At 68.1% G+C, this 20494-nt stretch carries 20 protein-coding genes; 8 read left to right on the top strand and 12 right to left on the bottom strand.

What is annotated here, in order from left to right; translation table 11 throughout:
* Positions 1–44: 44 nt before the first annotated feature.
* From ACFV15_RS28770 to ACFV15_RS28800, 7 genes are all read left to right on the top strand, one after another.
* On the top strand, positions 45–2243 hold the full coding sequence (locus ACFV15_RS28770) for a hypothetical protein (RefSeq protein WP_378353949.1): 2199 nt from the start codon (positions 45–47) through the stop codon (positions 2241–2243).
* Entirely contained in the window at positions 2240–3433 is a 1194-nt protein-coding gene (locus tag ACFV15_RS28775) for a PrgI family protein (protein ID WP_378353950.1), read from the top strand. The genes ACFV15_RS28770 and ACFV15_RS28775 overlap by 4 nt, the downstream gene beginning before the upstream one ends.
* A complete protein-coding gene (locus ACFV15_RS28780; RefSeq protein ID WP_378353952.1) occupies positions 3430–5373 on the top strand; it encodes a VirB4 family type IV secretion system protein in 1944 nt (647 codons plus the stop codon). Before ACFV15_RS28775 ends, ACFV15_RS28780 begins: the two co-directional genes overlap by 4 nt.
* A gap of 54 nt (positions 5374–5427) precedes the next feature.
* Positions 5428–8058, top strand: a complete 2631-nt coding sequence (locus ACFV15_RS28785; RefSeq protein ID WP_378353954.1) for a helicase HerA domain-containing protein — start codon at positions 5428–5430, stop codon at positions 8056–8058.
* A gap of 723 nt (positions 8059–8781) precedes the next feature.
* A complete protein-coding gene (locus ACFV15_RS28790; RefSeq protein WP_378353956.1) occupies positions 8782–9843 on the top strand; it encodes a replication-relaxation family protein in 1062 nt (353 codons plus the stop codon).
* Positions 9840–10790: an NlpC/P60 family protein gene (locus ACFV15_RS28795; protein ID WP_378353958.1), complete on the top strand. Its 951-nt coding sequence runs from the start codon at positions 9840–9842 to the stop codon at positions 10788–10790. Before ACFV15_RS28790 ends, ACFV15_RS28795 begins: the two co-directional genes overlap by 4 nt.
* A 275-nt stretch (positions 10791–11065) precedes the next feature.
* Positions 11066–11749 (top strand): GIY-YIG nuclease family protein, encoded by a 684-nt coding sequence (locus tag ACFV15_RS28800; RefSeq protein WP_378353960.1) that lies wholly within the window; start codon positions 11066–11068, stop codon positions 11747–11749.
* Positions 11750–12331: 582 nt separating this feature from the next.
* Here ACFV15_RS28800 and ACFV15_RS28805 read toward each other — a convergent pair.
* The 3 genes from ACFV15_RS28805 to ACFV15_RS28815 are packed head-to-tail and all read right to left on the bottom strand — an operon-like array spanning position 12332 to position 14891.
* Positions 12332–12772, bottom strand: a complete 441-nt coding sequence (locus tag ACFV15_RS28805; protein ID WP_378353962.1) for a hypothetical protein — start codon at positions 12770–12772, stop codon at positions 12332–12334.
* Between the two features lie 50 nt (positions 12773–12822).
* A complete protein-coding gene (locus ACFV15_RS28810) occupies positions 12823–13959 on the bottom strand; it encodes a hypothetical protein (RefSeq protein WP_378353963.1) in 1137 nt (378 codons plus the stop codon).
* Complete coding sequence (locus ACFV15_RS28815) at positions 13956–14891, bottom strand: hypothetical protein (protein WP_378353965.1); 936 nt, start codon at positions 14889–14891, stop codon at positions 13956–13958. Before ACFV15_RS28815 ends, ACFV15_RS28810 begins: the two co-directional genes overlap by 4 nt.
* Before the next feature lie 318 nt (positions 14892–15209).
* Here ACFV15_RS28815 and ACFV15_RS28820 point away from each other — a divergent pair, with 318 nt between their 5' ends.
* Positions 15210–16160 (top strand): MarR family transcriptional regulator, encoded by a 951-nt coding sequence (locus ACFV15_RS28820; RefSeq protein WP_378353967.1) that lies wholly within the window; start codon positions 15210–15212, stop codon positions 16158–16160.
* A gap of 74 nt (positions 16161–16234) precedes the next feature.
* On the opposite strand, the gene ACFV15_RS28825 is transcribed toward ACFV15_RS28820, so the two are convergent.
* The 9 genes from ACFV15_RS28825 to ACFV15_RS28865 all read right to left on the bottom strand — a co-directional run bounded on the left by ACFV15_RS28825 (position 16235) and on the right by ACFV15_RS28865 (position 20471).
* The gene (locus ACFV15_RS28825; RefSeq protein WP_378353969.1) at positions 16235–16876 is read right to left on the bottom strand and encodes a hypothetical protein; all 642 of its coding nucleotides are present in this window, start codon (positions 16874–16876) and stop codon (positions 16235–16237) included.
* 229 nt (positions 16877–17105) lie between these two features.
* On the bottom strand, positions 17106–17471 hold the full coding sequence (locus ACFV15_RS28830) for a hypothetical protein (RefSeq protein WP_378353971.1): 366 nt from the start codon (positions 17469–17471) through the stop codon (positions 17106–17108).
* Positions 17471–17785, bottom strand: coding sequence for a hypothetical protein (locus ACFV15_RS28835; protein WP_378353973.1), 315 nt, complete (start codon positions 17783–17785; stop codon positions 17471–17473). Before ACFV15_RS28835 ends, ACFV15_RS28830 begins: the two co-directional genes overlap by 1 nt.
* Before the next feature lie 56 nt (positions 17786–17841).
* Positions 17842–18180, bottom strand: coding sequence for a hypothetical protein (locus ACFV15_RS28840; protein WP_378353974.1), 339 nt, complete (start codon positions 18178–18180; stop codon positions 17842–17844).
* A gap of 3 nt (positions 18181–18183) precedes the next feature.
* On the bottom strand, positions 18184–18528 hold the full coding sequence (locus tag ACFV15_RS28845; protein WP_378353975.1) for a hypothetical protein: 345 nt from the start codon (positions 18526–18528) through the stop codon (positions 18184–18186).
* Positions 18529–18654: 126 nt separating this feature from the next.
* Positions 18655–19416, bottom strand: coding sequence for a hypothetical protein (locus ACFV15_RS28850; protein WP_378353976.1), 762 nt, complete (start codon positions 19414–19416; stop codon positions 18655–18657).
* A gap of 43 nt (positions 19417–19459) precedes the next feature.
* Positions 19460–19972, bottom strand: coding sequence for a hypothetical protein (locus ACFV15_RS28855; RefSeq protein ID WP_378353977.1), 513 nt, complete (start codon positions 19970–19972; stop codon positions 19460–19462).
* The gene (locus tag ACFV15_RS28860; protein WP_378353978.1) at positions 19972–20196 is read right to left on the bottom strand and encodes a hypothetical protein; all 225 of its coding nucleotides are present in this window, start codon (positions 20194–20196) and stop codon (positions 19972–19974) included. The genes ACFV15_RS28855 and ACFV15_RS28860 overlap by 1 nt, the downstream gene beginning before the upstream one ends.
* Entirely contained in the window at positions 20193–20471 is a 279-nt protein-coding gene (locus ACFV15_RS28865) for a hypothetical protein (protein WP_378353979.1), read from the bottom strand. The genes ACFV15_RS28860 and ACFV15_RS28865 overlap by 4 nt, the downstream gene beginning before the upstream one ends.
* Positions 20472–20494 lie beyond the last annotated feature (23 nt).

Here is a 20494-nt window from a genome sequence, read left to right on the forward strand (position 1 = left end):
CGAACCGCCGAGCCCCTGCCAGCTCCAGTGGCAGGGAACGGACGATGCTCGCTCCACCGACCGTCCGCCGCCGGCGTACTCGGCTGACACGCGGCAGGTCGTTCGCGGCGCTCGCGGTGAGCCTGATCGTCCTGATCGGCGGCATTGTCGTCAATGCGGCGGCCGCACCCGGTGCGGGACCTGTGTCCGCGCAGCCACCGTTGCCGCTGCCGACCGGCGCCTCGTGCGAGCCGAACTCACCGCTGCCGATCTGCCAGCAGCCCGCACCGACCACGACGCCTGTGCCGACGGGGATTCCGCTACCGCTGCCGACCGGACTACCGAGTCCGGTGTCGTGTTTTCCCGGCTCGCTGCAGCCCGAGTGTCAGCAACCATCACCCCCGCCGTGCACCGGCGTGGGCTGCCTTCCCCAGCCCACTCCGACCACAACACCGCCGCCTGGCGGCAACCCGATCGATCCGGGAATGGAACAGGCCGAGTGCGGGCTGCTGCACATCGGCGGCTGCATCACCAACGCCATCAACGGCTTCTTCTCCGGCATCGTCACCGCCGCGCTCAACCCGTTGCTGGACCTGCTGTCGAACTCGCTGCTGACCACACCGACCTTGGACGAGCTGCCGGGGATCGGGGCGCTGTGGGACAACTCGTGGCAGATCCTGCTCATCTCCTACGCGCTGCTGATCCTGATCGCCGGGGCGATCCTGATGGCCCACGAGACCCTGCAGACCCGCACCTCGGCCAAGGAGATCGCGCCCCGACTCGTCGTCGGATTCCTGACCGGCGCGCTGTCGCTGTGGGTCGCGGCCAAGGGAATCGAGATCGCCAACGCGATGGCGAAAGCGGTCATGGGCGACGGGCTCGACCCGAACACCGCCGGCCGGACGCTGCGCAACCTCGTCCTCGGGTCGCAGAACGGCGGCACCTTCCTGGTCATCCTCGGGCTGGTCCTCGCCGCGCTGATCGTCGTCCTGCTCGTCACCTACATCGTGCGCGTCGCGCTCACGATCATCTTGATCGCCGGGGCACCACTGTTTCTGATGTTCCACGCGCTGCCGCAAACCGAAGGCATCGGGTTCTGGTGGTGGAAGGGCTATGGCGGCTGCCTGGTCATCCAGATCGGCCAGTCCATGACCTTGGTGGTCGGGCTGAAGGTGTTCCTCGCACCCGGCGGATTCACCCTCTTCGGCCCCAGCAACAACGGCCTGGTCAATGTGCTGGTCGCGCTGGCGCTGATGTACATCCTGTTCAAGATCCCGTTCTGGGTCCTCGGGTCCATCCGGGGCGGCGGGGGCCGGTCACTGGCCGGGTCGCTGGTGCGCGGGTTCCTCGCCTACAAAGCCTTCGGCCTGCTCGGCGGCAGGGGCGGCGGTGGACGCCAAGGCGTGTCATCTCGACGCCGAGGCGGAGGCGGAGGTGACGGGGGAGCGGCCGATCCGTACGCGAATACCCGCGTCACGCCTAGCGGCCAGTACGTGCTGCCACTCAAAGGCGTGCGCCGCGTGCGCCCGCCGAGTAAGCCCCGACAGGGGCCCGCGCCGAAGCTCGGCGGCACCCAGGGACGTCAGCTGGCGTTGCCGCTGGGTGATGACTGGCCGGAGAACAAACCGGTCCTCGGGCGCGATGGCCAATACCGGCTCCCGCTCGACGCGCCCCGAGTTCCCCGGCCCGCGCCGCCGGAGCCTCCTGCCTCACGACACTCCGGCGGGAGTCGTCGCGGCGGTGGTCAGATGCGTTTCCAGTTCGATCCATACGCCGGTAACCGGGCGACGAACACGGGGCAGTACCCGCTGCCCTTGGCGGGCTTGCGTCGCGTGCCACACCCGGCGAGCCCGCCCTCAGTCACACCGGCGCCGGCATCGCGACGGACTGTGCAACCCGAACTTCCTTTCGATCCCTACAAAGGCAACCGGGCAACAAGCTCTGGGCAGTACCCGCTGCCGCTGCCGGGTGTGCGCCGCACATCGCGCCCGAGCCCACCACCACAACCACCCGCGGCGGCACCGCGGGTGCGGGGCGTGCAACCCGAGCTTCCGTTCGACCCCTTCAAGGGCAACAGGGCAGACCGCGCCGGGCAGTACCCGCTGCCGCTCGAGGGCGTGCACCGAGTTCCACGCCCGACACCGCCGCCAGCCGCGCCACGAGCCGAGCCCACGGCACCGGCGGGCCGCCAGCTTCGACTGCCGGTGGACCTGCCGAAGAAAACACCCCGCACACCACCAAAGTCCGGAGGCACGAAGTCATGACCACGCCCATCCGCATACCCGCAGACGTCGACATGCGAGACCGCGTCCTCGGACCATTGACACTGCGCCAACTAGTGATCCTCTCGGTGACCGGCCTCGCCCTTTACTGCGGCTGGGCCACGACTCACGCATTCGTGTCGCTGCCGGTCTTCCTGGCGCTGGCCGTGCCGATCGCCGCCGGCGCGGCGATCCTCGCCCTCGGCCACCGCGACGGAGTGTCGCTGGACCGGCTCGTAGTCGCCGCGATCCGGCAGCGCATGGGACCGCGTCACCGGGTCGCCGCTCCCGAAGGCGTCCGGCCTGCGCCGCGGTGGCTGACCGACCACGCCGCGAGCACGAGCCGCGCACACGGCAGGGGTAAGGACGTGGTGTCGCCGGCAGCGTTGCGGTTGCCAGCCGAGGCGGTCACCGACACCGGAGTGGTCGACCTCGGACCGGACGGGCTGGCGGTCGTCGCGGTGGCCTCCACAGTCAACTTCGCGCTGCGCACCCCGTCGGAACAGGAGGCGCTGGTGGCGTCCTTCGGCCGCTACCTGCACAGCCTGACCGCGCCGGTGCAGGTTCTGGTGCGGACCGAACGGCTTGACCTGTCCAGCCAGATCAGTGAGCTGCGGGCACGCGCGGGCGGACTGCCGCACCCCGCGCTGGAGGCCGCCGCCGTCGAGCACGCCGACTACGTCGCGCAGCTCGGCGAGCAGACCGACCTGCTGCGCCGGCAGGTGCTGCTGATCCTGCGCGAACCGATGGGGTCCGCCGCTCCGGCCGACGGACTCGGCGGCCCCAGCCCGCGGGCGGTGCTGTCGTCGCTGACCCGCCGCACCTACCGAGAAACCGCGCAGGCGAGCGCGGGGGCGCGGCGGGCGGCGGAATCGCGGCTGGTGCGCCGCCTGGCCGAAGCGATCGAACTTCTCGCGCCCACGGGAATCGTCGTCACCGCGCTCGACGCCGGGCAGGCCACGGCCGTGCTCGCCTCGGCGTGCAACCCCGACACCCTCCTACCGCCCTCGGCCGACTTGGCCGGCGCCGACGAGGTCATCACCACCGCAGGCGGTACCGATCTCGACGATGGCGCCGCCTGGCACATCAGCGAGCACGGCCGCGACGACGGCGAGTTCGACGACGACTGGGACTACGACGACAGCGAAGACGAGGAAGACAACGACTTCCCGGAAAGGGGGCGGTTGCTATGACCACCCGAGGACAACGAACCCGCCGCGGTCTGCGGCTCGCCGCGAACAACAGGGCAGCCGCGTTCACCCCGGATGCCCTGTCCGTCGGCGCGCGGCACCTGGAAGTCGGCAACGAGTGGGTCGCCACCTTCGCCATCACCGGATTCCCGCGTGAAGTCCACCCCGGCTGGCTCTCCCCGCTGCTGACCTACCCCGGCCGGTTGGATGTCGCGGTGCATGTCGAGCCGATCGACCCGGCCACCGCCGCCGACCGGCTGAAGAAACAGCTCGCGAAACTCGAGAGCGGCCGCCGGCACACCGCCGAGCACGGGCGCCTGCACGACCCACAGGTCGAAGCTGCCACCGAGGACGCTTATGACCTCTCGGCCCGCGTCGCCCGCGGCGAAGGCAAGCTGTTCCGCGTCGGGCTGTATCTCACTATCCACGCCCAGACCGAGCGCGCGCTCGACGATGAGATGGCCGCGCTGCGGTCGCTCGCGGCGAGCTTGCTGCTCGATGCCAAGCATTGCACGTACCGGTCGCTGCAGGGCTGGGTGTCGACGCTGCCGATGGGCCTGGACCTGATCGGGATGCGCCGCACCTTCGACACCAGCGCGCTGGCGGCGGCGTTCCCATTCACCTCACCCGACTTGCCCGCCGCGGATCCGACCAGCGTCGCGGCGCCGTCCGGGGTGCTCTACGGCTACAACGTCGGCAGCCAGGGATTGGTGCACTGGGACCGGTTCGGTGAGGGGATGCACAACCACAACTCCGTGATCCTCGGCCGGTCCGGCGCTGGCAAGTCGTATCTGGTGAAGCTGGAGCTTCTTCGGTCGTTGTATCGGGGGATCGAGATCGCGGTCGTCGACCCGGAGGACGAGTACGCCCGCCTCGCCGCCGCAGTCGGCGGCACCTACGTCCACCTCGGCGGCGCGGGCGTCCGGCTCAACCCCTTCGACTTGCCCATCCACACCCGCGCCGACGGACGCCGCACCGCACCAAAAGACGCCCTCGTCCGCCGGACGTTGTTCCTGCACACCGTCATCGCGGTCCTCGTCGGCGCCGAGTTGCAGGCAGCCGAACGGGCCGCACTCGACCGGGGCATCGCCGCCACCTACCAGTCGGTCGGCATCACCTCCGATGCTCGCACCTGGACCCGGCCAGCGCCCACGTTGCGGACCTTGCGCGATGAGCTCGCCGCTGCGGGCCAGGCCGGCGACCGCGCGGCGGCCGAGCTTGCCGCACGGCTGCACCCGTACGTGGAGGGCGCTTTCAAGCAGCTGTTCGACGGGCCGACCACCACCAATCCCGAAGGCCACCTGGTGGTGTTCAGCTTGCGGGACCTGCCTGACGAGCTCAAATCCATCGGCACCTTGCTCACCCTCGACGCCGTCTGGCGGCGCGTGTCCAATCCCGCGATTCGCCGCCCACGGCTCGTGGTCGTCGACGAGGCGTGGCTGCTGATGAAAGAACCCTCCGGCGCGGAATTCCTTTTCCGCATGGCCAAAGCCTCCCGCAAACACTGGGCAGGGTTGACCGTCGCGACGCAGGACACCGCCGACGTCCTGGGCAACGATCTCGGCAAAGCCGTTGTCGCCAACGCCGCCACCCAGATCCTGCTGCGGCAAGCGTCCCAAGCGATCGACGAGATCACCCAGACCTTCGACCTGTCGGCAGGGGAACGGCAATTCCTGCTGTCAGCGGACCGAGGCCAGGGACTCTTGTCGGCGGGAACTCAGAGGGTGGCCTTCCAGAGCATTGCCTCACCCACCGAGCACTACCTCGTCACCAGCAACCCGGCCGAGCTCGCCGGATACGCCGCGGAGATCGATCCCGGTGAGCCGGACGCCGAGACGCCTTTCGTCGACTTGGGTTTCGCCGACGCGCCGACGTTCGCGGCCGAGGGCGACGAGTTCGGTTCGGTCGACGCCGATGAGGACATCGAACTCGACGCTGGCTGACTGGTCGCCTCGTTTCTGCTTGATCGTTTCCTACCTTCCCTGGGAGGGCCCGCCATGCCTGTCTGGATACCTGCTGCGCTCCACTATCCCGAGTTGTTCATTTCCTCGGCCGTGCACGGAATCGGCCGGACTGACTTGAGCACCGGGTGGCTCGGGGACTATCTGCGTGACCCCGGTGGCGCTCTGCTGCGGATGCTCGGTCATCTGCGGGAGTGGGCGCTCACGTGGGGGCCGATCGTCGCGCCAGTGCTCGTACTCGCCACGACGGCGTTCGTGGTCGGCCGGCGCCGGTGGGCGCGGCGTTGCCACGCGAGGCTGGTCGCCGATGCCCGCCAGGTCACCGTGCTCGCCCCGCCCACCGTCGACCCCGCGGGCGGGCAGGCGTTGTGGTCCAACCTCGTCGGGCTGCTGCGTCCAGCCTGGCGCCGCTGGTTCACCGGGCAGCCGCACGTGGCGTGCGAATACGTGTTCTCCGAGGCCGGGGTCGGCATCCGCCTATGGGTGCCCGGGGTGATCCCGCCTGGCCTGGTCGAACGAGCCGTCGAGGCGGCCTGGCCCGGCTCACACACCCGCGTCGGCACCGCCGAGCCACCCTTGCCAGCGCCCGATGCCGGGCAACGGCGGCTGGTCGTCGGTGGCGAGCTGCGCCTGGCCCGCTCGGAGGCGCTGCCGATCCGCACCGACTTCGACGCCGACCCGCTCCGCGCCCTAATCGGCGCACCGGCGGGGTTGGGCCGTGACGAGTACGCCTGCGTGCAGATTCTCGCCCGCCCGGTCACCGGCCGCCGCGTCGCGAAAGCCCGCCGCTCCGCGCGCCGAGTTCACACCGGTGGCTCCACCCGCATCGTCGGCCGGCTGCTCGACCTGGTCACACCCGGCGTAAAGACGAAGTCCGCCCGGAATACGACGAAGTCCGGTGCGCTGCACACCGATCCGCAAACCTCGCTCGAGTACTCCGCGCAGAACCGTGCCATCGTCGCCAAGCAACGCGGCTCGCAATACGAGACCGTCATCCGCTACGCCGTCGCCACCCTGCTGCCCGCCGACGCGGCCGAGAGCGAGGTCCGTGCGGCGCGGGAGATCGCCCGAGGGCGGGCGCACGCGCTGGCCTCGAGCTTCGCGTCCTACACCGAGCACAACCGCTACAATCGCCGCCGCGTCCGCCGCCCCGGCCCAATGCTGGCCTACCGGCGCCTCGGCACAGGCGATCTGCTGTCGGTGGGCGAACTCGCCGTGCTGGCGCACCTGCCGACCGATGAGGCGATCCCCGGCGTCCAGCGCGCCGGAGCCCGCGCGATCGCCCCACCACCCGGCATCGCCACACCGGGACCGCAGGCCAAGCCGATCGGCGTCACCGACACCGGACACGAACGCCCCGTAGCGCTACGTGTCCCGGACGCGCGGCACCACCTGCACGTCATCGGCGCGACCGGCTCCGGCAAATCCACGCTGCTGGGCAACATGATCCTGGCCGACGCCGAAGCCGGGCGCGGCATCGTGCTCATCGACCCCAAAGGCGACCTTGTCACCGACGTGCTCTCCCGGCTGCCGAAATCGGCCGGCGATCGCGTGGTGCTCTTCGACGCCGACTCCAAGGCCCTGCCCCCTTGTCTGAACCCGTTGGACGGCGGGGAAACCGACTTGACCGTCGACAACCTCGTCTCGGTGTTCCGGCGGGTGTACTCCGCGTTCTGGGGGCCACGTACCGACGACGTCATGCGGGCCGCGTGCCTCACCCTGCGCACTCAGGAAGGCGTCGCCACCCTCGCCGACCTGCCGAAGCTGCTGGCCGACCCCGCCTTCCGCTCCCGCGTCACCTCCGGGGTCACCGACCCGGTGCTGCGCGGGTTCTGGTCTTCCTACGAAGAGCTCACCGACTCTGGTCGTAACCAGGTGATCGGCCCGCTGATGAACAAGCTGCGCGCGTTCCTGCTGCGGCCGTTCGTCCGCGACGCCATCGCGAGCGGACACTCCACAGTGGACATGGCGAGCGTGCTCGACGGCGGCATCTGCCTGGTGCGCATCCCCAAAGGCAGCCTGGGGGAGGAAACCACCCGGCTGGTCGGGTCCCTGGTCGTCGCCCGCACGTGGCAGGCCACCACCGCCCGCGCCCGCATTCCACAACGGCAGCGCCTGGACGCGTCGCTGGTGATCGACGAGTGCCATAACTTCCTCAACCTGCCTTATCCGATCGAGGACATGCTGGCTGAGGCCCGAGGTTTCAGGGTCGCGATGACTCTGGCGCACCAGCACCTCGGGCAGCTTCCCCGTGAGTTGCGGGAAGGCATGTCCACCAACGCCCGCAGCAAGATCTTCTTCAACGCTTCTCCAGAGGACGCGCGCGAGCTCTCGCGGCACACCGCGCCGCGGCTGTCCGAGCACGACCTGGCCCACCTGGGCGTCTACCACGCCGCCGCACGCCTGGTCCTCAACGGGGAAGAGGCACAGCCCTTCACCCTGCTCACCCAACCGCTTCCACGCGCGATCCCCGGCCGCGCTAGGGACATCCGCACCACAGCCCGCCACACCCAGCGCACCCGCGCCACCGCGCCTCCGTCCGGCCCGCATTCTCGGCCTCCGCAGCGGCCAGCGGCGACCTCGGGACAGCCGCGGCTCGCTACCCGCGACCGTCGAAGCCAGCCGCACGTCAGGCCACGCAGCGCCGACCCGCGCCGCAACACCTGATCGCGCTGCCGGGTACGGACGTCATCGCCATTCACCGATTGGGGAACGAGCGGTATTCGAACGGTGCACTATTCGACGAGCCGGACGAACAGCAACCTCCGCTACACGCTCAGGACCCCCGGGTGTCGGCCACGGCGGAGGGTACTCGCCAGTGGCTACAGGCCCGCGTACTCGCTGCCGTCCTGATTGACCAGACGCAACCCGGCGATTCCATGCCGTGTACACCAGCTCAATTCGAGATCAATAGGAGTGACGTCAAATGGAGTCTCCAGTACGTCGAACGCGAGGCCGTACTGCGGTCCCCGGTACGTGGTTACTGTATTCTCGCTTCCACATTCCGAGCACGGCAGCCCCTGCTCAACGGTGCGACCGAGAAAGTTTCCACGGCCACCCTATTCGCAGCTCAGTGCGAATGTCGCCAGATCGGGATACTGGCTAGGGATCACAAATTCTGCAGCCATGAACCAACGTTGCCAAAACAGCCGGTTGATGACAGCGCCACCATGGAGTCGAACCGTGACTCGTGCAACCCACTGGACCTCGGCGCTGCCAATGCATGACGTTAGACAGGCATCGATATGACCGGTAGCAAGGCCGCAGGTCCACAGGGAACTCATCCGTCTCAACGTCAACTCAGTTGTCGTGCCAGACCGGCGACAAAGCGTCGCATCCAATTTTCTATCCGATGCAAATTCCACTCATTTTACTTTCCGGAGGTACCCCGTGATCACCAACCCGACAAGGCAACGCGTACTTCGAGGCCACAAGGCTGCCCGGCCGACGCCGCGTGTGGCGAACACCGCCGATCATCAGGCGGTGCTGGCATGGCGGCTGACCCCACGCGACCGGTGGATCATCCGGATGCTGCACGAACACCGCGTGCTCACCTCGCACCAGATCACCGCGCTCGCGTTCCCGTCGTTCCGCTCGGGCCGGATGCGGCTGCGGGAGCTGTTCCAGTGGGGTGTGGTGGACCGGTTCCAGCCGTTCATCACCCTCGGTACCGCGCCGATGCACTACGTCCTCGCGCCCGCCGGCGCTGCGGTCCTGGCCGGCGAGGACGGCCTGGACGTCAAAGAACTCGGCTACCGCCACGACCGAGCCTTCGGCATCGCCCACTCGCTGCGCCTCGCGCACACCGTCGGCGTCGCCGAATGGTTCACCGCCCTGGTCGACCGAGCCCGCCACGCCGACGCCGCCGAGCGCGCGGCGCTGGGCGCCTGGTGGTCGGAGACCCGCTGCGCGAGGCACTTCGGAGACCTGATCAAGCCCGACGCCTACGGCCGCTGGGCCAGCGGCGGCCAGGAGATCGAGTTCTTCCTCGAGTACGACTTCGGCACCGAGGTGCTGGCCAAGCTCACCGGGAAACTCACCGGCTACGCCGCGCTCGCCGCCGCCACCGGGATCACCACACCGCTGCTGGTGTGGCTGCCGACCTCGCGCCGCGAGGCCACCGCCCGCCGGCTCCTGCACCGCGCCTGGCGCGACCTCGACGACCCGACCTCGGTACCCGTCGCCACGGCCGCGGCCGACCAGCTCAACCCCGAGGCCACGCACCCGAGCCCCGCGGACTCTGTCTGGCTGCCCCTGGACGCGTCCGGCGGAGCTCCGGCACGGCGCGCGCTGCATGACCTGCTGGGAGCCTGGCCGCACGTCTCACCACCGACCACCGAGACCGTGGGTAACGCGGGGCTGGGCTCGCCGCTGCTCATCGCCCCGCCGCCGGCCCCGATGCCCCCGGCCACGGTGCGAGGTCCGAGCCTCCCAGTGCGGGAGCGGCGATGAACGCGAAGGTCGGTGCCGCCGCGCTCGCAGTGATCCTGCTGGTCCCGCTGCTGATCGCCGCCGGAACCTCCGGAGCGATCTCAGCCGTGCTCGGCGGTGGGCAGCCCTCAGCCGCGGCCATGGCCGACATTCCGGCGGACTACCTTGCCCTCTACCAGGAGGCGGCTGGGGCCTGCCCCGGGCTGGACTGGTCGATCCTCGCCGCGATCGGCAAGGTCGAGACCGACCACGGGCGACTACGCGCTCCCGGTGTCACCAGCGGGGAGAATTTCGCCGGGGCGGGCGGGCCGATGCAGTTTCTCGCGGGAAGCTTCGCCGGAGTGCTTGCCCGCCATCAGATCCCGCCCGGCGGTGTCAACCCGCCGTCGCGGTACAACCCGCACGACGCCATCAACGCCGCCGCGTTCTACCTGTGCGACAACGGAGTCAACCGAGGCGACCTGCGCGCGGCGATCTTCGCCTACAACCACGCCGACTGGTACGTCAAGAAAGTCCTCGATCAAGCCAGCAGATACGCCGATGCCGCGACAATCGGCACCGGAGACTGCAACGCCGTCGCGGCCACCAACGCGGCCGCGACGGCCGCGATCAACTACGCCTGCGGGCAGCGAGGACTTCCCTACGTCTGGGGAGGCAATGGACCCGACGGCGGGCACGCAGGCTTTGACTGTTCGGGCCTGACCAAGGCCGCCTACGCCGCCGCCGGGGTAAGCCTGCCGCGTACCGCGCAGACCCAATTTAACGCCGGACCCCACGTTCCGGCTGGACAGCCGTTGCTGCCGGGCGACCTCGTATTCTACGGCACCCCTGCGCGCATCCACCACGTAGGCCTCTACATCGGTGGAGGATCCATGGTGGACGCACCGGACTTCGGCCAAGTCGTGAAAATCGAGCCCTACCGGTACAAGGGTGACGACTATGCGGGCGCTACCCGTCCCTCCAATTAGGCGATGGTGTACGTACCGCGCGAGAATGACAGTTTCTGCGTGCAGATGGTAGTTGTCCGAGCTTTTGGTCAGGTGGCGCGGAAAGAGTAACTCGGCCCGCGCTACCGGACATGTCGGTTCGTCAGCCCGCCAGGCGAGCCGAGGCTCCTCACCGACTGATTCTGAACCCGCCAGATGGCGCCGCATCGCGAACGCGCACGCTCGACCACTCCCTCCCCGTTGACGGGGACGTGGTCTTGCATAGCTTTGTCGGTGCAGCTGGCTACGGTGTCCTCATGTCGGTGTCGTGGTCGGTGAACCCAGATGATGAACTGCGTATACCTGTACTGGTTCCAGCATGGCTGGTGCTGTCGGATGCCTCCGCGCAAGCGGTGAGGCTCTACTGCCTCTACAAGCTAACCGTTCCTAACTTCAGCCGGCCTCCTGTGCACTTCCCTCAGCACCCACGGGAGATCGCCGCGGCTCTTCAAATTGACCTCGAGCAGTGCGAAGCTGTACATCAGGAACTGATCGCCGTGGGGGCCGTTGAGGAAGGCCATCGCGTTGACGAGGCTGGCAACCCCAGGACGGTTCTTCTTATCAACGACTTGAGCCCGAGCCAGCGAGCTGAGGAGGCGAGGCGCCAGACGAGACTTGCCGAACTTCGAGCCGAGAAGGAGGCCAACGACCAAGCCAGAACGGTCGCCAAGGGAGTCGTGTACGTCATCGCGCAGGTAGGAACGAGCCGGGTGAAGATCGGTTACACGCGGAACATCGCCAGCAGACTGAAGACGCTGCAGACTAGTAACCCCTACAAATTGGAAGTGCTTTGGCAGACGTCTGGGGACATGCGTCTGGAGGAGGCACTGCACAGACGATTCGCGAAACACCGCTCTCAGGGTGAGTGGTTCGAATTCGGTCGCTTGAACCCAGTGAAGGCGGTTGAGGCGGCCGTCAACGAGATCCAAGCGGCCCAGTGAGGCCATTTCCGTACGCGAATGACCACAAACTGATCACTTGGAGAGACGCTTGTAGTAGGTTGAAAGTGCAGCACGAAACGACTGCCCGCAGACCCATCACACGCAGTGCCGCTGAGCGGTCGCGCCTGCCCAGGACGCAACCCGATCAAAGTAGAGCGGACGCCAGGCAGCTGTCGAGCGATCCGCATCGGGCGGAAACACCTGGCCAAGCATTCAGACTTGGTCATGTTGGCGCGGAATGTACAGATGGACGGATGTCTCGGTCTTTGATCAGAAGGCTCTATCCGGCGGGTGGTGCCAGATGGCGATCGATGAAGTCCTCGATCCGTTCAGGCCCTGTATAACGGCGAGATGGGCATTTGGCGTTCTCATACTCGTTGAGGTCGCTGTGGCACTTCTGACTTTGAGGGTCATGGAAGGCCAGATCATGTCCGCAGCCGCTGGCGGCCTGCGCTGGTTCGCGTGGGGCAGTGAGAATGCGGGTGGCGCGCCCTGCGGTCCAGCCTGCGGCCAGTAGGCATCCGCCGACGACAAGGCTAATGGGGGCAAATACTGAGTTCCCGTTCCTTCCGAGGCTTGGAGCTACTTGTGCGCCAGTTGACCTTGGTGTTGAGAGAGGGGTTCAACGTCGCCGATGCCGGTACCCACCAGCGCGGAGAACGGTACGCCATCGGCGTCCATGAGCAGAATGCGTTGTGTGAACAATGGCGGAGTGGTGGCGTCGAGGGCGACGATATTGTGGTAGCTGGCGAGTTCGAAGAGTGTGTGAGTCACCTCGCGGATGGTGGTGCGATCGGGGTCGGCCTCGACGGAGAGGCCCTCGACGCGGATTTCCAATATCCGGTCCTGGGGCAGCACCGCGATCACCACACGCACCTGCGTCGGGATGCCGCCGTCGGCACGTAGTTCGGCTATGTCCTCGACCAGCCGGACAGCGGCGGCCTCCATGGTGTAGCCGGGGCCGATTCCCGCATGCGCGCCGCACAGCCCTAGCTCGTCCAGCGCGGACACTGATGGTGTCATGTCATGGCTCCTTGCTCGTGGTCGTGGTCGTGGTCGTGGTCGTGGCGAGTTCATCGGCGGAGCACGTTCACGCGTTCGCCGCCGATCAGCGGTTTGTCGTCCGGGCCTGCGAGGTGTGGGGCGATCCAGATGGGGCGGTGGTCGTCGCGGCTGGGGTAGTACTGGTTGCGCCAGTGGCCGCGCACGATCCAGCGGTGCCGGTAGTTACGCGTGCGGCCTGTGGAGTCATCGCCGCTGCGTTCGGACGGTTCGGTGCGGGCGCGGCGCAGGTCGATGTAGCGCACCGAAGGGTCCAGGTTCCGGTCGAGGCGCTCGATACGGCGGCGCGCGGGGCGCGGGGCGTTCATCCGCTCGGAGCGCGCGAGGGTCTGGCCCATGAGCAGCCAGGTCGCGAGAATGGTGCGCTGCAGGGCGATTCCTGCGTCCTCGTGCGGGGAAGGTGTGGAGCCGGACACCGGTCCGGGCCAGCCTTCCATTTCGGTGAACTCCATCGGGGTGAGTGAGCACCACTCGTAGCCATGAGGCGGCGTAAATGACGGTGGTATGGGAGCGCGTTCAAGGCTGTCCAGGAATTGACTGAGAACTCGGTCCACGATTTCGTCGGCGGCTTCCGAGACGTCGGCTGGCTTGTTTTCCGGTGTCGGGTCCGGCAGTTTTCGCGTGACGGCGTCTCTGGCGCGGGCGAGCATCTCGTGGTGCGGTGCTCGCGCTAGCGCGCGTCCGATGCGAAGAATGGTCTGGTTGGAGGCAGGGTAGGTCGCCCAGGTGTTCACCCAGAGGCCGCCACGTCCCGGGCCCCAGGAGACGATGGAGACGGGATCGTGACGCGGGGTGGCCGTCTCTTCGACGGGAGGGTGTTCATACGCCATGATTCCGACTGGTGCTGGCAGATCCTCGGGGTGCAACCGGTAGTCGGTCAGCGTGTCGGCTGCGTGGCGGGCGAGGTTGGTCATGTCGGCCGAGACGTAGAACAGTTCCGCTGCGGGTAGTTGTGCCGCGAGTGTGCGCGCGATGGTCGCTCCGACATCGTCGACACGGTCGAACGCCCGCGAGTCGGTCGCTCCCTCGGGGCTGGGACCGAGAAAGAAGCGGAACCAGTTGCCCGCACCGTCTTTTCCGGGATCACGTGTCCACTCGGTCATCGTCGCGCGGATCTCCGGTACTTCGCGCGCTGTCAGGCCGATCATGAGACGATTCCCTTGCCATGAAGGGGCCGCTGCTGGCTTGATGGACGCTTTCCTCGCCGTACGCGCAGTTCTGCCCGCAGCTCACCCAGTGTGCGCCCGTCGGACATGCGCGAGAAGATGTTCCAGCCGTTCTGGAAGCTGCGGCACAACGCGGCGGCGGCACCGCATGGGTTGGCGAACGTCCGGCCGTCGGCGAGGATGAGCGCGCCGTCGGCCCGGATGCGGGCGGTGTGGCGGACCCCGAGGATGCGGCGGTTCCAGACCAGTTCGTCGCCCGCTGTGACCAGCCCGGCTGCGAGAAGTTCGGCTATCGCGCTGCGTGCCCACCTGATCAGCGGCGGCGAGGTCGGGGGCGACGCGGTGTCGGGCCGCATCACGGCCTCGGTGGCGTCGCTGTGCAGGCCCATTACGGCGGCGGCTGTCGGCGCGACGACACTCGGCCAGCTCCTGCCGATGCCGTGCCACTGGCCGATCCGGTGCCAACGACCTTGGTAGGCCAGCAGCATCTCGACATCGGCGGCGCGATTCCTGGTCAGCGTGAACGATGGGGCGGTGGGAGCGTTCAGGCGTACGACGAGATCACCGTCGTACAGGCCGCTGTCGACAGGAGGCTCTTCGCGCACCCAGGTGCCCGCGAACAACGCCACCTCGCCCGCGTGGTCGGGGTCGACGTCGCTGATGATGTCGACCGCTGTCACGAGCATCGCCCACGCGCTATCGGGGCATCGCATCGGCGGCGGCCCGAACACTGGGGAAAGGATCATCGCGTCCGGCGGTAGCCCCTCCCATGCACGCAACGTCGCCTCGTTGTGCGGCTGTGCCGCCCCATCGATCCCTAGGGTGTGCCTGGGCGCGGCGTCCCGTGGTGGCGCGTGTACAGCGGCGTCGAGGGTCAGTTCGGGTGGTGTGTGGGTGTCGTGGTCGGTCGCCATTGTCTCTGCGCCCCTTCGGTTTCCACTGTCGCGGCTGCGCGGTCGACATGTATGGACGCTTCGTTGCCGCGTGGTTGTCAACCGATATGTGCGCCACGTGCCCGCAGTGGACCCTTATGGGGTAACGATTTCCACGTCAGGGCACCGTCTACACGAGACAGTCGTCTTGTTTGCCGAACCTGCTTGACTTCGTGGGCCGAAGGAAGCGTTCATAGTCATGTAGCCCGCACAACACCGGCAGCGCACCGGGGGCCACACCCGCTCCGGCCGGGGCATGACCACCCGCCACCCGAGCACGACCGCGAATCGAGGGATGTCATGTCCAGCAAGACCCGCACCCGCACAACTCGAACCACCGCCACCACGACCGGAACCGCCCGGGCACTACGGTCGGTTCCCGAACCGACCGCAGCGAAGACCCGCACAGAAGCCGAAGACAAGTTGTGGGAGGCGTTGCACGCCACGCCGAACAAGACCGCCGCCGACCTGTCGGGGACGGCGAAGATCGGGAAGTCGACCGCGCAGAAGATCCTCGGAAAATGGGCCGCAGACGGCAGCGTCACCCGCACAGCCGGAATCGTCGAAGGCGGTCGGCGCGCCGCCGACCTGTGGGCGATTGCGGAAGTTGATACGGGCAACGCCGATCCGGCCCCGAAAGCCAACCCGGCCGGGAGCGATGCCGACACGACCGTCACCCCGGCCGAACCCGAGGCTGAGGTCTGCGCCGCCACCGATGGGGCCGACCTTGCGGAAGCCGCGCCTCCCGTCAGCGAAGGGAGCGACCTTGCCGCCGCTTCGGTCACACCTGACGACGACGGCTCCGCCGCCACCAAGGAAGACCCCGCCGAGCACACGGGCACCACAGCCGATGATCAGCAGAACCCGGCCGACGCCGATGAGACACGCCCGACAGACGCCGAGCCTGCCGTCGCGGTGGGGAGCGTCCCTGCTGTCGCGAACGGCGCAGGCGATGCGACGACCGAGGGCGACACGACGACGCAAGATGGCACGGATAAGACGAGCGAGAGGAAGGAACGATTAGCACCCGGTGGGTTGCGCGGGATGGTCGAGGACTACCTGCGTGACCACCCCGGTGACCAGTTCGGTCCCACCGCGATCGCGAACGCGCTAGGCGGGAAGTCCTCAGGGGCGGTGAGCAACGCGCTGGACAAGCTGGTCGAAGGCGGCGTGGCGGTCAAGACACAGGACAAGCCGAGGCGTTTCGCGCTCACCCCGTCCGAGCAGCAGGCTCCTGCACCGGCGAAATAGTAGCCGACGACACGGCGAATGTGGTTGTGTTCCAGCAGAATCTGTTGGAACACAACCATATTCGCGTCCGCTCGCTATCCGGTTGGCAGGTCTCCGGGATACGGGGACGGGGAGTGTGCCTGCTGGGCGAGATGCGCCCACCACGACTCGAGGTTCAGGGCTGGCACGGAAACCTCAAGCGCGGCCAGTACCCGGAGCACGTACACCTCGATGAACGAGATCTGGTTGCGCACGATCGCGCTCATCGCCGCGATGTCACCCGCCGCGTCGTTCCACGCCTGATCGGCGGCCCGGTTGTCGCGATCGGCCGCGCACAACGCCGTCAAGACGGGCTCGAGGGCGACGGTGTGCCCCGCTTCAGCAGCCCAGGCGACGGCGGTCTTCGCGATCTCGGTCATCGCCCTGGTGTCGGCGACCGCCGCCCGGCCCGCACTGTCGGCCGGGGCGTTGAGCACCGTGATCCACCGATGTCCGAGGGGACTGTCGGCCAACAGGAGCGCGGTGTCGCTGTCGTCGATGACCGCGATCAGCACGGGCGCGGCGGTGCCCTCGACCAGCGCGGCGGCCCAGCCGGGTACGTCGGCGACCTCTCCCATGACGGCAGCCAGCTGCCAGAGGTCGTCGAGGCGGCCAACGAGCTCGACCTCGTGCGGTGCCAGCAGGTCGAGCAGCGAGACCCGGGAGCGGCCGAGGATGAGTGAACCGGTGAAACCCATGATGGGAACCCTTCGTTCGAGTAGCCAGCTCAGGGGGCAACGGGTGCCGTTCGTGGATGGTGATGCCCTCTGAGGACAGGACGGGAAGGTCGTGCGCGGGCTGGACCTTTCCAGCGACGCCGAGAAGACGAAGCCCGCCCTCGCCCGCGGGGTGCAAACCCCAAAGCCTCACCCCGCGGGGGCCGGCGGGCGGGCCCCGCCCAGAGTTTGTCGGCAAGCGTGAGCAAGGTCAGTTGGACTTCACCCACGTGCATCGTGCGGGATCCCAGGTCGCCTCGGTGTAGAGGCGATTGAGGTCGGGAAGCCCAGGGCCGATCATCCAGCCGCGTTGTTCGCAGTCGAGGAGGCCGGGCCACCATCCGGTCCAGACGTCTCGCCCGCAGTCGTGGTCGAGGTCGCACATCAGCCGCTGCAGCCCGGTGACGAGGCAGCGTGCGACGTCGCAGCCGCCGTCGTGTTCGTCGTAGTCGTGTGCTTCGCCGACGGCGACGGCGCAGTCAGGGCACGTCGCCTCGAAGTCCATGACGCGTATTTGTTTGCGCTGAGTACTTTCGTTGTGGTTGTTCATCTCGTTGTCTCGTTCTGCCGAGTTCATCATCGTGCTCGTCCGAGTAGTTCGGTCCACGCCCAGGCTTCCCTTCCTGCGTCGGTGTGCCCGACGCCTCGGTATGCGGGGCCTTCCTTCGCCACGGCGTACTCGATGGCGAGCGAGGCTCCGCCAGTCACCACCTCGGCGATGCGCAGGTGCATCGAGGCCCATTCCATACGCCGCCGGTATTCCACGTCAGACTCGCCAGACTCGTAGAGTTGCTGGGCGCGGGTGAACTCGTTCTCGGCGGCGGCACAGTGCTCGGCGGCGGACATCGGCTGTGCGCGCACAGCGGTTTCCGTGGATGTGGTCTCGGACATCGCTAGCTCCTCGCGTGCTCGTGGGTTTCTGGGTTTGTGGTGATCGTTTGTTCGGTCTACTGGGTGGCGTGGTGGTGGGCACGTAGCCACGCGTGCCCGGTCGCGATCCACACCCGACCGTGGTCGAACGTGAACACCCAGTCGGTGTCGCGGCTGTCGGGCCACAACCACGGCCAGCCATATCGCGGGTGGTAGCCGTGGCCGTGGTTCTCGTCGGCCCATACCTCGAGCAGATCGGCTGCGGCGTCGGCGTAGGTGAGCGGGTCGGCCGCGTCCAGCAGCAGCCGTCCACAGGAGACGGACCGCACGGTGGCGGGGTCGGCATCGCCCTGAAGGGAGCCGAGCCAGACAGCGCGCGATCCCCGCCCGTCGTAGAAGTCGGCGGTCGTGGCCACCGATCACCACCGGGGCGCGCGTGTGGCGTCGCGTAGTTGCCGGTCGATCTCGTGCGGGTCTTCTCCAGTGAGGATGGTGGTCAGCACGATCACGGCGGCACCGTCGGAGACCGGGTTCACGGGTCGCCCATCGAGAGTGAGGTGTTCGCCCTGGGCGGTGACGATGCGCCAGTCGCGTTGGCGGATGCGGTCGGCGCAGTAGTAGCTGCCAACAAGTACCCTGTCGCGGGTGACGGTGCCGTAGAGGACTCGTTGCGCGTCGGCGGGATCGGAGACGACTCCGGTCACCACGCAGCCGTTCTCGGTGAAGCGTCGGACCACGGTCTCGGGAACTTCGCAGGGGGGCATGGGCGATCTCCTTCGGGTTGCGGGGTTTCTGTGGTCGGTGTGGAAGATCGATGTGGCGTTCGCGGCTCTCAGCGCTCCGGTGGGGCAGCCGCTCGGCTGGCGGACCCAGCACGCGGGTCGCTGCGGTCAGCGGAGGGCGAGTGCGGCACGCAGCTCGGATAGCGGGCGGTTGTCGCGTGCTCGTCGCCAGAAATGCCAGCCGTTGACGGGGTAGCCCGCGAGGCTGGTGGCCAGCGAGGTGACGGTCGAGACAGTGGACTCGAGCGGCCCGTCGTCATGCAGCAAGCCACCTTCCCGGACCGTGGCGGTGTGCGTGCCCCACACGAGTTTTTCGCCTACTTTGACCAGTCCTGCCTTGATGAGGTCGGCGAGGGCGTCCGGTGTGCGGCGAGGGATCACCGCGGGGCAGTGCGGGCAGCGCGAGGCGCCGATCGATCCGGTGATCGTCAGCCATTGAGCGTCGTACTGGGCGGCGTCGGCGTTGCGGCGCATCTGCCGGGACAGTTCCCAGGCGATCTCGTGTGGCCATTGTGCGGTCATCGATTGCCTCCAGGCGCAGATCGTGCGCCATTCGCCCTGCTCGGCGCTGAAGTAGCCGACGTTGGCCCTCTTCGGGTCGTTGGGGTTTCGTTCGCTGTACGGAGGTTTCAGCCGTACGACGACGTCACCGTCGTATAAGTCGGCGGGAGGCTGTTCGGGCAGCCAGATCCCCGCCACGAGGTTGGCCGTGATGGCGTCGGGGGCCTGTGCCGCCACGATGACCAGTCCCCACGCCTCGTCGGGTGGGCGTAGCGGCACGGTGTGCGGCGGAGCCGGGACGAGCACAACGGCCCCGGGCGGGAGAGCGAGCTCGGTAGGTGTGGCGGTGGCGGGCGTGGTGGCGGCCATGATGGGTTCCTCCTGGCGTGTATGGGATGTGACGAGGTGGGGTTCAGCGGTGCGCCGTAGTCCAGGCGAGACCGCAGCCGGGCTGGTGGTGCGACTCGTCGCGAGCTTCGTCGGCGATCGTGGCGTCGTAGTCGGGGTCGAGGTATTCACCGAGGTCGCCGAGGGTGGCGATGCGGGTGACGGGGACTTCGTTCTCGCATTCAGGGCAGCGGTCGAGCAGCAGCCAGCCGCCGCCGGGGGTGGTGACGTCCGGGATGAAACGCCACACGTCCCCGGTCGCCGGGTCGGTGACGGTGATCAGGTCACCGGGTACCGGTCCGGTGCGGGTGCGGTACTGGCGTCGCGGGTCGTCGGTGACGAGCACACTGTCCACAGTGGTCTGTAAGGCGGCGGCGATGGCACGGGCCTTGCGGGCGCGGTGTGCCCAGCGGGCCCAGTGGGCGGGATCGTCGTGGCGGTGGTGGAACCCGTCGGGGTCGGCGGCCCGGTGGACGCGTGCGGCGTGGATGGCACGCTCGGCCAGTCCGGTGGTGAGTCCGGGTGCGGTGGTCGTCATCACGACCACCCCAAGGCGTCGGCGGCGAATGCGGGCAAGTACCCGATCTGCTCGCCCGCGCCGAGCCACACCACGGGCGACTCGGTGCGGGTGCACGTGACCCGGGCGAGGGTGTTCGCCAGCGGGTAGCCGGGTTGTGTGGCGAGCCGTACTGGGGTGGTCAGGTCGTACCGGTCGAGGGCGGCGATCAGGTCACCCACGGTCGCGACGGTGGTATTGGTCACCCCATGTCGAAGTCTTCGGCGAGGAGCTCGTCAAGCTCGCTGGCCTCCCGAGCCACCAGTTCGCCCGCATGGCTGAGAGCAACGGCCAGAGGGCCCGCTAATCCGGTGCTCAACGTGCGGTACTGGCGCGCCAAAGCGCTCGCGGCCTGCAGCCTGGTTTCATCGTGTTTTTGCCCTATGCCAAGGGTGCTGGCGTGTGCGTGTGCGGTTTGGGCGCGGTGGAGGTCGGCGAGCTGTCGGCGTGGCAGGCGGGTTGTGTTGCGTCGGGTGAACATGTGATCTCCTGTGGTGTCGTCGG

This window comes from Amycolatopsis sp. NPDC059657, assembly GCF_042734395.1.
GTDB lineage: Bacteria > Actinomycetota > Actinomycetes > Mycobacteriales > Pseudonocardiaceae > Amycolatopsis.

What these genes read in the sequence shown, in the direction of transcription:
- ACFV15_RS28770 (WP_378353949.1), top strand. Translation starts at nt 45, where the DNA reads ATGCTCGCTCCACCGACCGTCCGCCGCCGGCGTACTCGGCTGACACGC.
- ACFV15_RS28775 (WP_378353950.1), top strand. Translation starts at nt 2,240, where the DNA reads ATGACCACGCCCATCCGCATACCCGCAGACGTCGACATGCGAGACCGC.
- ACFV15_RS28780 (WP_378353952.1), top strand. Translation starts at nt 3,430, where the DNA reads ATGACCACCCGAGGACAACGAACCCGCCGCGGTCTGCGGCTCGCCGCG.
- ACFV15_RS28785 (WP_378353954.1), top strand. Translation starts at nt 5,428, where the DNA reads ATGCCTGTCTGGATACCTGCTGCGCTCCACTATCCCGAGTTGTTCATT.
- ACFV15_RS28795 (WP_378353958.1), top strand. Translation starts at nt 9,840, where the DNA reads ATGAACGCGAAGGTCGGTGCCGCCGCGCTCGCAGTGATCCTGCTGGTC.
- ACFV15_RS28800 (WP_378353960.1), top strand. Translation starts at nt 11,066, where the DNA reads ATGTCGGTGTCGTGGTCGGTGAACCCAGATGATGAACTGCGTATACCT.
- ACFV15_RS28805 (WP_378353962.1), bottom strand. Translation starts at nt 12,772, where the DNA reads ATGACACCATCAGTGTCCGCGCTGGACGAGCTAGGGCTGTGCGGCGCG.
- ACFV15_RS28810 (WP_378353963.1), bottom strand. Translation starts at nt 13,959, where the DNA reads ATGATCGGCCTGACAGCGCGCGAAGTACCGGAGATCCGCGCGACGATG.
- ACFV15_RS28815 (WP_378353965.1), bottom strand. Translation starts at nt 14,891, where the DNA reads ATGGCGACCGACCACGACACCCACACACCACCCGAACTGACCCTCGAC.
- ACFV15_RS28820 (WP_378353967.1), top strand. Translation starts at nt 15,210, where the DNA reads ATGTCCAGCAAGACCCGCACCCGCACAACTCGAACCACCGCCACCACG.
- ACFV15_RS28825 (WP_378353969.1), bottom strand. Translation starts at nt 16,876, where the DNA reads ATGGGTTTCACCGGTTCACTCATCCTCGGCCGCTCCCGGGTCTCGCTG.
- ACFV15_RS28830 (WP_378353971.1), bottom strand. Translation starts at nt 17,471, where the DNA reads ATGAACTCGGCAGAACGAGACAACGAGATGAACAACCACAACGAAAGT.
- ACFV15_RS28835 (WP_378353973.1), bottom strand. Translation starts at nt 17,785, where the DNA reads ATGTCCGAGACCACATCCACGGAAACCGCTGTGCGCGCACAGCCGATG.
- ACFV15_RS28845 (WP_378353975.1), bottom strand. Translation starts at nt 18,528, where the DNA reads ATGCCCCCCTGCGAAGTTCCCGAGACCGTGGTCCGACGCTTCACCGAG.
- ACFV15_RS28850 (WP_378353976.1), bottom strand. Translation starts at nt 19,416, where the DNA reads ATGGCCGCCACCACGCCCGCCACCGCCACACCTACCGAGCTCGCTCTC.
- ACFV15_RS28855 (WP_378353977.1), bottom strand. Translation starts at nt 19,972, where the DNA reads ATGACGACCACCGCACCCGGACTCACCACCGGACTGGCCGAGCGTGCC.
- ACFV15_RS28865 (WP_378353979.1), bottom strand. Translation starts at nt 20,471, where the DNA reads ATGTTCACCCGACGCAACACAACCCGCCTGCCACGCCGACAGCTCGCC.